At 33.8% G+C, this 12801-nt stretch carries 9 protein-coding genes, 1 pseudogene and 1 riboswitch; of the genes and pseudogenes, 8 read left to right on the plus strand and 2 right to left on the minus strand.

Annotation, left to right across the window (positions count from 1 at the left end; all coding sequences use genetic code 11):
• Positions 1-16: 16 nt before the first annotated feature.
• The gene (locus tag MRBLBA3_RS12750) at positions 17-1492 is read right to left on the minus strand and encodes a hypothetical protein (protein WP_212090210.1); all 1476 of its coding nucleotides are present in this window, start codon (positions 1490-1492) and stop codon (positions 17-19) included.
• Positions 1493-1667: 175 nt separating this feature from the next.
• On the opposite strand from MRBLBA3_RS12750, the gene panE reads away from it, so the two are divergent.
• Entirely contained in the window at positions 1668-2612 is a 945-nt protein-coding gene (gene panE, locus MRBLBA3_RS12755) for a 2-dehydropantoate 2-reductase (RefSeq protein WP_363381536.1), read from the plus strand.
• Positions 2613-2673: 61 nt separating this feature from the next.
• Here panE and MRBLBA3_RS12760 read toward each other — a convergent pair whose 3' ends face one another.
• Positions 2674-2802, minus strand: coding sequence for a hypothetical protein (locus MRBLBA3_RS12760; protein WP_000031870.1), 129 nt, complete (start codon positions 2800-2802; stop codon positions 2674-2676).
• A gap of 139 nt (positions 2803-2941) precedes the next feature.
• Positions 2942-3088, plus strand: a riboswitch (cyclic di-AMP (ydaO/yuaA leader).
• Positions 3089-3232: 144 nt separating this feature from the next.
• Between MRBLBA3_RS12760 and MRBLBA3_RS12765 the strand changes: the two genes are divergently transcribed.
• The 7 genes and pseudogenes from MRBLBA3_RS12765 (at position 3233) to MRBLBA3_RS12795 (ending at position 12776) form a co-directional block, all read left to right on the plus strand.
• Positions 3233-5059 carry an APC family permease gene (locus tag MRBLBA3_RS12765; protein ID WP_212090220.1) on the plus strand — a complete coding sequence of 609 codons (1827 nt, stop codon included), beginning with the start codon at positions 3233-3235 and terminating at the stop codon, positions 5057-5059.
• 604 nt (positions 5060-5663) lie between these two features.
• Entirely contained in the window at positions 5664-6824 is a 1161-nt protein-coding gene (gene nheA, locus MRBLBA3_RS12770) for a non-hemolytic enterotoxin NHE subunit A (RefSeq protein ID WP_212090223.1), read from the plus strand.
• Between the two features lie 37 nt (positions 6825-6861).
• Complete coding sequence (gene nheB / locus MRBLBA3_RS12775; RefSeq protein ID WP_000162972.1) at positions 6862-8070, plus strand: non-hemolytic enterotoxin NHE subunit B; 1209 nt, start codon at positions 6862-6864, stop codon at positions 8068-8070.
• Between the two features lie 107 nt (positions 8071-8177).
• Complete coding sequence (gene nheC, locus MRBLBA3_RS12780; protein WP_363381540.1) at positions 8178-9257, plus strand: non-hemolytic enterotoxin NHE subunit C; 1080 nt, start codon at positions 8178-8180, stop codon at positions 9255-9257.
• Positions 9258-9490: 233 nt separating this feature from the next.
• On the plus strand, positions 9491-10117 hold the full coding sequence (locus MRBLBA3_RS12785; protein WP_016129143.1) for a LysE family translocator: 627 nt from the start codon (positions 9491-9493) through the stop codon (positions 10115-10117).
• 663 nt (positions 10118-10780) lie between these two features.
• Positions 10781-11128, plus strand: a pseudogene (locus MRBLBA3_RS12790) (acetyltransferase); the annotation flags it as partial.
• 280 nt (positions 11129-11408) lie between these two features.
• Positions 11409-12776 carry a short-chain fatty acid transporter gene (locus MRBLBA3_RS12795; RefSeq protein WP_212090229.1) on the plus strand — a complete coding sequence of 456 codons (1368 nt, stop codon included), beginning with the start codon at positions 11409-11411 and terminating at the stop codon, positions 12774-12776.
• Positions 12777-12801: the final 25 nt, after the last annotated feature.

Here is a 12801-nt window from a genome sequence, read left to right on the forward strand (position 1 = left end):
GCCATCTGTTTTTTAGTTACTTTGTACTATCCTTCTCTTTCACAGCAGAAAGTACAGTTTGTTTTACCCATGCTTTTCTTCTTTTATGTTGTAGACTCCATTGGTATAAACTTTGCGCACCTAATATAAGTGAAATGACTATGCCACTGATTGCTATTAGAAGCGCGAAAAATTCAAGTGGCGACGATATTTTTTTTGAATCGGTGTTTCTTAAAAGATCAATCATAGTAAACCCCAACATTTGGCCTACTACAGAGTAGAGCGTTAAAATTAATAATAAAAGGCTATCTTTTTTAGAGGTGACGTTTTCTTGATATTTAAACAGACTATCAAGATTTTGTTTCGCATTCGCGTATAGAACCTCAATGTTAAATAGCCTTCTTAAGCGAAAAAAAATATCTTCACTCTGTGATTGGGATACTAATTCTAAAGAAAAGTAATTCGCTGTAAACGAATTGATTGAATAAATTAATTTCTCTATTTCATTTGTATCTTGTTCAATATTTAACTCGGCATAAGCGTTTGCCATCTTTAATAAAACAACTTTATGAAATAAGTTTAATAATAAAGCGTAATAAAATTCCCCGTACATTTGACTAGCAAGTTTAGCGATTGCTTGTTCACCTTCATTTGTTATACATGTAAAAATGTGTTCTTCCATAACAAAGTAGCGATTAGGAGCCCATCTTTGATAAGAATGTTTTGTTAAATAATCTTGAATATAAGGAACATTATTTGCGCTAATATACGGCTTGCCATCGTCTGTTAATCCGGAAAGACTGGAAGTTCGGTATACATCGATTATATGAAGGTCTGACTCTTTATTCACGGATAATAAAGTTTGTACATACATTCGTTGATCTTCAAAGAATGGGAATGTTTGAAAGTAAGAGCTCCGCAATCTCTTTTTCTCAAAGAAGTCTGTTAAGCCATGAAATAAATCGCCGAATATAAGCTTCTCTACTTGTGAATATTGTTTTCCATTACATTCAATACAAATAGTCTCAGTTGTGTCATTTTTAGTTTCAAGTACACGGAAGCGGGCAGCGAATTCAATTGCTTCTGATAATGTCATGTTTGGAGAGGTTTCTACTTCTGTCCGTATTGTTAAGAAGCCAAGCTCATAAGGGCAAAGTGTTACGTCAATAGAGTGTATTTTGAATGGAACGGAAATAAGATTTGTTGTTAAATGTCCAGTTAGGTTAAGGTCTTTAGAATAGCGCTGTAATCCTTTTTGATGCTCTGAGTGAGGAAATAGAATTTTATTTGTAAAGGAAAGATAGTATGCTTCCATATTTTGATGTGAAACTTGAAACTTTCCGTAGTATGTATTTTCATTTTCAAGGTGATCGAGTCGAAAAGGGCGAAAATCATTTTTCTGTAAGAAAGGGAACATATTTTGTTCATATCCAGTTTTAAAAGAAAACGGGAATATAAATTGAAATACAGCTGTTGTTACATCTTTTTCTTCAATTGCTTGTATTGCCTCCATTTACATTGTTTCCTTTCCATGTATGCTATAAAAACAACATGCCCAAATTCATTTGAAAATAACCACTGTTTTATACTCTATTAAGAATGAAAATTCAGCTTATTTAATAGGGGACATGTATAATGTTATGTATACTAAAAGTTATAAAATTGTATTTTGAAAAGGGGGATGTTATATGCGGATTTTAGTATTAGGAGCTGGTGGCGTTGGAGGTTTTTTTGGAGGTCGATTAGTAGAAAAGGGAGAAGATGTTACGTTTCTTGTTCGTAGTAAACGGAAAAAACAATTGGAGGAAAGAGGACTTGTAATCCGAAGTATTAACGGGGATTTTTCCTTCCAACCGAAATTAATAACGAAAGAAGATCGAACTTCTCCATTTGATGTCATTTTATTTTCAACAAAAGCGTATCACTTAAACGAGGCAATTCAAGATTTGAAGCCGTTTGTAGGTGAAAATACTGTAATAATCCCATTATTAAATGGTATCGCTCATTTATCGCTGTTACAAAAGGAATTCGGTGAAGAGAAAGTAATTGGCGGTCTATGCTTTATCGAGACAACATTAAACGATCAGGGAGAAATTGTACAAACGAGTGCTGCCAACAGACTTGTATTTGGAGAAATTAAGTCTCAAGATTCAGAGAGAATCAATCATATTTCTAAAGGATTTGCAGGTACGAAATCTAGTTTTGTTTTAAGTGAAAATATTACGCAAGATATGTGGCATAAATATTTATTTATTACTGTAATGTCAGGTGTGACAACATTAATGCGTGCACCAATAGGACCGATTCGCGAAAGCGAAGGTGGACGCGATTTTATCCAAAACTTATTTGAAGAATCTGTGCAAATCATGAGGGCATTAGGAGCTCCGGTAAAGGAGAACATTGTTGAGGAACATATGAAAACAATTGATAAAATTTCGTATGATATGAAATCATCGATGCAGCGTGATATGGAAAAAGGTTCGTCCATTGAAGGGAAGCACTTACAAGGATACTTACTAGATTTAGCAGAACAATTTTCTATAGAAGCACCATTATTAGTAGCAGTATATCAAAATTTAAAAGTGCATGAAGAAATGGTCTTTAACAGATCGGCAATAGAATTGGATGTATGAAAAAATAAAAAAGAAAGCAATATATAAATGTATTGCTTTCTTTTTTATTTTTTATGACAAATTATTTATTTCTTTTAACCCTTTCTGTCAAGTTTATTTCTTGTTCGCGTTTCCCATACAATTGATTAATTTCATTTGCTAATGCATCTAAATAGGAATCGGAAAAAATAGGCTTCTTTTCTTTAGACATATAGGTCTCCTTTATCGATTTTTTAGTATTCATTATGTATATTTATCGGCGGATTATGCGCAATCATTTTAATTTTTTCTTTTTAAAAATTTTTGTTTACATTTTGAAAATAAAGGAGTATTATAATCCACAGTTTCAATTTTCTAAATCGCTGAAACCGCATGGTGCGGGGGACCCGTTCTTATGGATTAGTACTTAATCCAATGGGGTGAATCCTTGAAAAAGGTAGGGCTACTCAAAGGTCCGAATCCGACAGCTAACCTCGTAAGCGTTATATTGAGAAGGAAGGTGGAGCTTGTGCGACAAAAAATATAATGTCTACAAGTCTATTTCGTTACGGCTTGTAGACATTTTTTGTTTTCTGAAGAAATAGTTTATACGCTGTAACTAGCAGAAAATTTCGTACAAAATTATTGGAGAGTGGATAGCAGTGGTTTCATCTATCAAAAGGTTTTTAATTGGAAGGCCGTTAAAATCAACTGAGTTAGGAGAGCAAAAGCTTAATAAAACGAAGGCGCTAGCCATTTTATCTTCTGACGCATTGTCATCAGTTGCATACGGACCAGAGCAAATATTAATTGCACTAGCAGGCCTTGGAGCGGTAGCTTATTGGTATTCTATTCCGATCGCTGTTGGGGTATTAGTATTATTGACAGCTCTTATTTTATCTTATCGACAAATTATTTTTGCTTATCCGCATGGCGGGGGTGCATACGTAGTATCAAAAGAAAATTTAGGGATGAATCCAGGATTAATAGCTGGAGGATCTTTATTAGTCGATTATATTTTAACTGTTGCAGTAAGTGTATCTGCAGGTACAGATGCGCTCACATCAGCTTTCCCTAGCTTACATGCACATAATGTAATCATTGCGATTATATTTGTTATATTGATTACTATTTTAAATTTAAGAGGGGTAACGGAATCAGCTTCTGTTTTAGCATATCCAGTTTATTTATTCGTTTTAGCACTATTTATATTAATTGGTGTAGGGATATACAATATTTTAACTGGTCACGTGTCACCGACTTTACACACGCCGATTGGAACACCAGTTGCAGGAATTAGTTTGTTCTTACTGTTACGAGCATTTGCTTCAGGAAGCTCTGCTTTAACGGGTGTTGAGGCGATATCTAACGCAATCCCAAACTTTAAAGATCCTGCACCTAACAATGCAGCGAAAACATTGCTTGCAATGGGTGCATTACTTGCAGTTTTATTTTCAGGAATTGTCTTTTTAGCTTATTATTACGGAATTAATCCAAGTAAGGAAGTAACAGTCGTTTCACAAATTGCTGAACAAACTTTTGGACGTAATTTCATGTACTATTTCATACAAGGTACAACAGCTTTAATATTAATTCTTGCTGCTAATACAGGTTATTCTGCATTTCCGCTATTAGCAGTTAACCTTGCGAAAGATAAGTTTATACCGAGAATGTTTACGATTAGAGGAGACCGCCTAGGTTACTCAAACGGTATTATTATACTTGGAATCGCTTCAATTATTTTAATTGTAGCTTTCCAAGGGCAAACAGAACATTTAATCCCGTTATATGCAGTAGGTGTATTTATTCCATTTACACTTTCTCAAACTGGGATGGTATTAAAATGGCTTCGTGAAAAACCTGAAGGATGGGCTTTGAGATTAACGGTCAATCTAATTGGTGCAGTCATTAGTTTTATCGTAATGAGTATGTTCTTTTTAACTAAATTCGCACAAGTTTGGTCGATCCTTATTTTCTTACCTGCCATTATCTTCTTGTTCCATCGAATTAAGAAGCATTATGATGCAGTGGGGGATCAATTAAGTTTAAAAACTTGTGAACCACTTGTTCCGATTGAAGGGAATGTAATTGTCGTTCCTGTAGCAGGTATGACTCATGTAGTAGAAAATTCACTGAACTATGCTAAAGCTCTTTCTGCAGATCAAGTTATCGCTGTGTATGTTGCTTTTGACAGAGAAGAGGAAAAGAAATTTGAAGAGAAATGGGAGAAGTGGCAACCTGAAGTAAGGCTTGTTACATTACATTCTCATTATAGAAGTATTATTCAGCCGCTAACAAAGTTCATTGATACAGTGCAATATAAAGCGAGTGAATCAAATTACCGGGTTACAGTCGTTATACCACAGTTTATTCCGAAAAAAGGCTGGCATAACATTCTTCATAATCAATCTAGTTTACTCATTCGTGCGTATTTACTCTATAAAAGAAATGTTGTTATTACGACAGTTCCATATCATTTGAAAAAGTAATAAGATTTTTTAAGGATAGCTTCACGAAAGTGAAGCTATCCTTTTTGTGTATATGTTATGCATAATTGCATATAGGCCTTAAAGTTATATCACCATAATATTCTCACTTATGAGTAAACAGTGTTTTTTGTTGTGATATATGGATATTTTAATGGGGAAAGTTAAGTGGATTTTATTTTGGAATAAGGACATGAGGGCTTGAAAATAAAGGGAATTAAAATACTTCTTTACGGTAGATGAATAGCTGTGTTTAAATGACCTTACAGTACAAAACTTAAATAAAAACAAAACGGAATTTCATATTTACGTACGTTATTTAGCTTAAAATGAATAATATTTTCATGTAATATATTCACTGTGTGAATGTGGAAATTGCGATGAAACAGAAATTTTATACAATATTATTCATACTAAGCACATGTGAAAAGTTATGAAATGTTTTATAACAATAAGTAAGTACTGTAGAAATAAAGTTTGAGAGAGGTGGTTCGTACATGACTCACGGTGAGAACGTTCTCTATTTTTAACCATCTCAAATCATTCGCAAGAAAATAGAATACTAAAATGCGATAGTAATAGTTGCTAATACATAGGAGGAGTTAAAGTGAAAAAGACTTTAATTACAGGGTTATTGGTTACAGCAGTATCTACGAGTTGCTTCATTCCTGTAAGCGCTTACGCTGAAGAAGGGCAATCAAAGGTGAAAGTATTAAACGTGCAAAATGTAATTGCTCCAAATACATTATCAAATTCAATTAGAATGTTAGGGTCACAGTCACCACTTATCCAAGCATACGGATTAGTTATTTTACAACAACCAGACATTAAGGTAAACGCTATGAGTAGTTTAACGAATCATCAAAAATTTGCAAAAGCGAATGTACGAGAGTGGATTGATGAATATAATCCAAAGCTAATCGACTTAAATCAAGAGATGATGAGATACAGCACTAGATTTAATAGCTATTATAGTAAGCTCTATGAACTAGCAGGAAAAGTAAATGAAGATGAACAAGCAAAAGCAGATTTTACGAGTGCATATGGAAAATTGCAATTGCAAGTACAAAGCATTCAAGAGAGTATGGAGCAAGATTTATTAGAGTTAAATCGATTTAAAACAGTATTAGACAAAGATAGTAACAACTTATCAGTAAAGGCTGATGAAGCAATAAAAACACTGCAAGGATCAAGTGGAGATATCGTGAAATTAAGAGAAGACATAAAAAGAATTCAAGGGGAAATTCAAGCTGAACTAACTACTATTTTGAATAGACCACAAGAAATTATTAAAGGTTCTATTAATATCGGTAAACAAGTATTTACAATTACAAATCAAACTGCACAGACGAAAACAATTGATTTTGTTTCTATCAGTACTTTAAGTAATGAAATTGTAAATGCTGCAGATAGTCAAACGAGGGAAGCCGCTCTTCGTATTCAACAAAAGCAAAAAGAGTTATTACCACTTATTCAAAAGTTATCACAAACTGAATCAGAGGCAACTCAAATTACATTCGTTGAAGATCAAGTAAGTAGCTTTACAGAACTAATTGATCGCCAAATTTCAACTTTAGAGACGTTATTAACGGATTGGAAAGTTTTAAACAATAATATGATCCAAATTCAAACAAATATTGAAGAAGGCACGTATACAGACAGTAGTTTACTTCAAAAACATTTCAATCAACTTAAAAAAGTAAGTGATGAAATGAATAAGCAAACAAATCAATTTGAAGATTACGTTACAAACGTTGAAGTACATTAAACAGAAAAATAATTAGCGATATAGGGAGAGAAGAAAAATGACAAAAAAACCTTATAAAGTAATGGCTCTATCAGCACTTATGGCAGTATTTGCAGCAGGGAATATTATGCCGGCCCATACGTATGCAGCTGAAAGTACAGTGAAACAAGCTCCGGTTCATGCAGTAGCAAAAGCTTATAATGACTATGAAGAATACTCATTAGGACCAGAAGGCCTAAAAGATGCAATGGAAAGAACAGGTTCAAATGCTTTAGTAATGGATCTGTACGCTTTAACAATTATTAAACAAGGAAATGTTAACTTTGGTAATGTATCGACTGTTGATGCAGCTTTAAAAGGAAAAGTGATTCAGCACCAAGATACAGCTAGAGGAAATGCGAAACAGTGGTTAGATGTATTAAAGCCGCAGCTTATTTCAACGAATCAAAATATTATTAATTACAATACGAAATTCCAAAACTATTACGATACTTTAGTTGCTGCGGTAGATGCGAAGGATAAAGCAACTCTTACGAAAGGTCTAACTAGATTATCAAGTAGTATAAATGAAAATAAAGCGCAAGTAGATCAGTTAGTAGAAGACTTGAAGAAATTCCGAAATAAAATGACGTCGGATACGCAAAACTTCAAGGGGGATGCAAATCAAATTACATCAATCTTAGCTAGTCAAGATGCTGGAATTCCGCTTCTGCAAAATCAAATTGCAACGTATAATGAAGCAATTAGTAAATATAATGCAATTATTATCGGTTCATCTGTTGCGACAGCTTTAGGCCCGATTGCAATTATCGGTGGTGCAGTAGTTATTGCTACTGGTGCAGGAACGCCGCTAGGAATCGCATTAATTGCAGGTGGTACAGCAGCTGTAGGTGGTGGTACAGCTGGAATCGTATTAGCGAAGAAAGAGCTTGATAATGCACAAGCAGAAATTCAAAAGATAACAGGACAAGTTACAACTGCGCAATTAGAAGTAGCAGGATTAACGAACATTAAAACGCAAACGGAATATTTAACAAATACGATTGATACTGCAATTACAGCGTTGCAAAATATTTCAAATCAATGGTACACAATGGGATCAAAATACAATTCTTTACTTCAAAATGTAGATTCAATTAGTCCAAATGACCTTGTCTTCATTAAAGAAGATTTAAACATCGCGAAAGATAGCTGGAAAAACATTAAAGACTATGCAGAAAAAATTTATGCTGAAGACATTAAAGTAGTAGATACGAAAAAAGCATAATCGAATACGAATCGTTAGAGCGTTAAGTATTGATGAATAAGTTGAAGCTCCTGTTCAGTTGTGAGCAGGAGCTTTTGATATCCTTATATAGAGAATAGGTGAAAAGTATGGAGAAAAGATTTTATAAGAAATGTCTTTTAGCAATAATGATTGCTGGAGTGGCAATGAGTAATGTGCTTCCTTTACATCCTTTTGCAGCGGAACAAAACGTAAAAACATTGCAAGAAAATGCGAAAAATTATTCTCTCGGACCAGCAGGGTTCCAAGATGTAATGGCGCAAACGACATCGAGCATATTCGCAATGGATTCATATGCAAAATTAATTCAAAATCAGCAAGAGACTGATTTGAGTAAAATAAGTTCAATTAATAGTGAGTTTAAAGGAAATATGGTTCAGCACCAAAGAGATGCAAAAATTAATGCGGCGTATTGGTTAAATAATATGAAGCCTCAAATTATGAAAACGGATCAAAATATTATTAATTACAATAATACTTTTCAAGCGTACTATAATAGCATGCTAGTAGCGATTGATCAAAAGGATAGCGGTAAATTAAAAGTGGATTTAGAAAAGTTGTATGCGGATATTGTAAAGAATCAAAATGAGGTAGATGTATTATTAGGGAATTTAAAAGCTTTTCGCGATAGAATGGCGAAAGATACAAATAGTTTTAAAGAGGATACAAATCAATTAACAGCGATTTTAGCAAGTACGAATGCTGGTATTCCAGCATTAGAGCAACAAATAAATACATATAACGATTCGATCAAAAAGAGTAATGATATGGTCATTGCTGGTGGCGTACTTTGCGTAGCATTAATAACATGTCTTGCTGGTGGACCGATGATTGCGATTGCGAAAAAAGATATAGCAAATGCAGAAAGAGAAATAGCCAATTTAAAAGATAGAATTTCAGGAGCACAAGCAGAAGTCGCAATTTTGACTGATGTGAAAAATAAAACAACAAACATGACAGAAACAATCGATGCAGCAATCACAGCACTGCAAAATATATCAAATCAATGGTATACGGTAGGGGCAAAATATAATAATTTACTACAAAACGTAAAAGGAATCAGCCCTGAAGAATTTACCTTTATAAAAGAAGATTTAAATACAGCGAAAGATAGCTGGAAAGATGTAAAGGATTATACAGAAAAATTACATGAAGGCGTGGCAAAGTAAACAGTGGACTAGTTCCGCTGTTTATTTTTTATTGCGTTTTTAGTGAGAGTTGAACTTGTAATTTGATATATAAGTTTTTCATGTGTTTTATCAATGTGGCTCTGGGATAGTGTTTAGTCAAATTGATACTAATAACTTTAATAAACTTCCGATCAAGCTTTTTATATTTAATGTTTTAATGAAAAAAGCTATACTGTAAGCAAAATTAAAAATTGGAAAGGAAATACTAGAACATGGAAAATTATTTATTATTTATCCTTACAGCAATGCTAATCATAATAATGCCTGGTCCTGGTTTTGCACTAGTTACAAAAAATACTATCTCGTATGGTAAAAATGGTGGGATGAAGACTGTCTTAGGAACGATATCTGGAATGATGATTCATACAATAATGGCTACGCTAGGACTCTCTGCCATCCTAATGAAATTCTCTATGTTATTTACATTTATAAAATATGCTGGAGCTTTTTATTTAATTTTCTTAGCTGTAAAGTCAATTAAAAGTGCCTTACATAAAAAAGAAGATATGTCAGGTTCAGTAGTAATGGACTCTAAGGATATTGGAGCAATTAAAAGTTTTAGACAAGGATTTACTACGGCAATTTTAAATCCAAAAACTGCTGTGTTTTTCCTTAGTTTTCTACCCCAATTTATTGTGAGTAATCAAAATCATTTCCTCCAATTTCTTTTATTAGGAGTCACATTTACGACTTTGACAGCAATATGGTATTTACTTTATATCTCACTTATACGTCAATTAAGAACTTTTTTAAGAAAAGAAAAAGTAAACCGTACAATAGAGGGTATTACTGGTACAGTATTATTAATATTTGGAGTTAGGTTATTTTTCCAAAAATAAATATGTAAATGAAATGAGAAAGAAATAATGGCGATTATTTCTTTCTCATTTCATTTATTCTAAAGCTACTATTTTATAATTGATTTCACACCTCCATACTAATTTTATATACATATAGGGGGATCGCCACATTGCTATCAAGCTAGCGAAAGGCCCCCATGTTAAGTTGTATTATTTATTGAGAAAAAACAAAAGCACTCCTTAGAGTGCTTTTGTTTACTTGACTACTTTATCCATAACCTCTTTATGTTTATTAAACTCATCATAGTACTTCTTAGCTTCTTATTTAGGTTTTGATTCAGTTGCATTTTTCTCGTTTGTGCTACAAGCAGCCATTCCCATAATTAATGTGCTACATGCTAATGCTGTAAGTAATTTTATTTTCATATATCTGTTCGCCGTACATTCAACTTGTAAGATTTATAGAAGGTGTAACAAATCTAGTTACATTTATCTTGTTATATTATGCCGAAATGAAATAAAAAAGGCGCTCTAAGGTGCCTTCCTCCGACTTGCCCCATCTTAATTTTAATAATATTAAGTTATTTTGTTCGTTGAGGAATATGGTTCAAATCTGTGGTAGCACCACATCGTTATCAAGCTAATAAAAAGAAATACCCCAAAAATGAAAAAAATGGCTATTCCTGTGGATTTAAAATAAAGATTCCTGTAGTTGAAGAGTTAAAAAATGAAGGGAATTTAGGAAACTATGTCATTATTGGATTAGGTACAAATGGAGCCTTTACTACTGAGCAACTTGTTTCATTAATAAAATTAATTGGAAATGAAAGTAAAATGACATTTATTAATACGAAGGTACCACGTCCGTGGGAATCAATCGTGAATGAGAGATTGAAAGTAAAGGTATCTGAATATCTGAATGTAGCTCTAGTTGATTGGTATGCAGCAAGTGCTGGAAAGAGGGACTATTTTGCACCTGATGGTGTGTATTTAACCAAAGTAAGTGCAGAAGCATACGCAGCACTTATAGCCAAAGCGGTGAATCAATAATTAGATATGTTTTATTAACTTCTTTTGCAGTCATCAATAATTTCTGTCATTCATTATACGTCAAAAAAACGAAGTCATAAGGAATGTATAAAAAATGTATAAAAATTAAATTATTCTAGTATAAATATAGAAGTGGATTATGAGGTGGAAATAGCAGATAGAGATAAAAAATTTCATTAAATCGAGTGGGGGAAGAATTTGCAAGTGCAAAAGGATTTTATTTTCTTTTGTGGAATGTTATTTATATTTACCTTATTAAAATTTAGAAAGGAGAATATTTATGAAACATTCCTTATTGGAGACAAATACAGATCCAGGAAAGAAAGAATCTTTGCTTACACGGTGTGCAAATGTATTTTCGAGATGGTCTCAGAAATATGTCCCAGATGCCTTTGTTATTGCTGTGCTGCTCACTTTATTTACTTTCATTATAGCTTTGTTGATGAATCCCTCAAATCCGTACAAAATCGTAAAATCTTGGGGGGATGGGTTTTGGACTTATTTAACGTTTACAATGCAAATGGTATTGCTAATGGTTACAGGGATGACGCTAGCTTCTGTCCCGTTTATTAATAGAGGCTTGCAGTCCGTTGCAAAGTTAGCCGATACGCCTCAAAAGGCTTATACGATGACATTTTTGATCAGTGCAATTGCATACTATATCAATTGGGGACTAGCCGTAGTTGTGGGAGCGATCATTGCGAAGGAAGTAGCGAAAAAGAATCCGAATGCACATTTTCCATTACTTGTAGCAGCTGCTTATGCTCCGACAGCCTTATATAGCGCAGGTCTCTCCAGTTCTATTGGCCTGACAATTGCCACAAAGGATCATTTTCTTGTAGATGTGATTGGAATTATTCCTACCTCACAAACAATTTTTAGTTACTCTACTCTAATTATTTTTTTCACTCTATTCATCACGATGCCAATTATTATTGTACTTATGGCTCCAAAAAGCGGGATTATCAGTTATAAAGCACTCGAAACAGATACAAATTCTTTTGTAAAACCTCCTCAAAAGAATTTAACTATTGCGGAAAAACTGGAATGGACACCGGTTCTAGGAATAGTATTAGGCGCAATCGGCACGTTGTATTGTGTTTATGAATTCATAAACGGTCATAGTTTAGATTTAAATATCATTAATTTGTTTTTCTTGTCACTTGGTTTGCTCCTGCATGGTTCTCTTGGCAACTTTGCACAAGGATTCAAAGAATCTGCGCAATCAATTTCTCCAATTATTCTACAGTTTCCATTTTATGCGGGGATTATTGCTGTTTTAGGTAGTTCAGGATTGGGAAGCTCAATCATTGAATGGATGGCATCCATTGCGTCAAAGGATACATTTGATATATTTACATATTGGTCAGCGGGATTGGTGAACTTATTAGCACCATCTGGCGGGGGGCAATGGGCTTTGCAAGGGCCACTGCAGGTCCCGGCAGGCTTGAAGTTAGGTGTAGATCCGGCTACTATCGCTATGGCGGTAGGCTGGGGGGACGCATGGACAAATTTGATTCAGCCGTTCTGGGCACTACCTCTTTTAGGAGTGCTGGGCTTGAAAATTAAAGATATCATGGGTTATTGTTTCATTCTCTGCATTTGGGTCGGGATTGTTACAAGTTTATTGATGTTATTTGTATATTAGCTTTCATAGGAATACACATCACTAT

The organism is Bacillus sp. LBA3-1-1.1, from assembly GCF_040676495.1.
Taxonomy (GTDB): Bacteria; Bacillota; Bacilli; order Bacillales; family Bacillaceae_G; genus Bacillus_A; species Bacillus_A nitratireducens.

Bases quoted from the DNA above. Each gene is read 5' to 3' on its own strand.
- MRBLBA3_RS12795 (WP_212090229.1), top strand. From the start codon at position 11,409: ATGAAACATTCCTTATTGGAGACAAATACAGATCCAGGAAAGAAAGAA.
- MRBLBA3_RS12760 (WP_000031870.1), bottom strand. From the start codon at position 2,802: ATGTCTAAAGAAAAGAAGCCTATTTTTTCCGATTCCTATTTAGATGCA.
- nheB (WP_000162972.1), top strand. From the start codon at position 6,862: ATGACAAAAAAACCTTATAAAGTAATGGCTCTATCAGCACTTATGGCA.
- MRBLBA3_RS12750 (WP_212090210.1), bottom strand. From the start codon at position 1,492: ATGGAGGCAATACAAGCAATTGAAGAAAAAGATGTAACAACAGCTGTA.
- nheC (WP_363381540.1), top strand. From the start codon at position 8,178: ATGGAGAAAAGATTTTATAAGAAATGTCTTTTAGCAATAATGATTGCT.
- MRBLBA3_RS12785 (WP_016129143.1), top strand. From the start codon at position 9,491: ATGGAAAATTATTTATTATTTATCCTTACAGCAATGCTAATCATAATA.
- panE (WP_363381536.1), top strand. From the start codon at position 1,668: ATGCGGATTTTAGTATTAGGAGCTGGTGGCGTTGGAGGTTTTTTTGGA.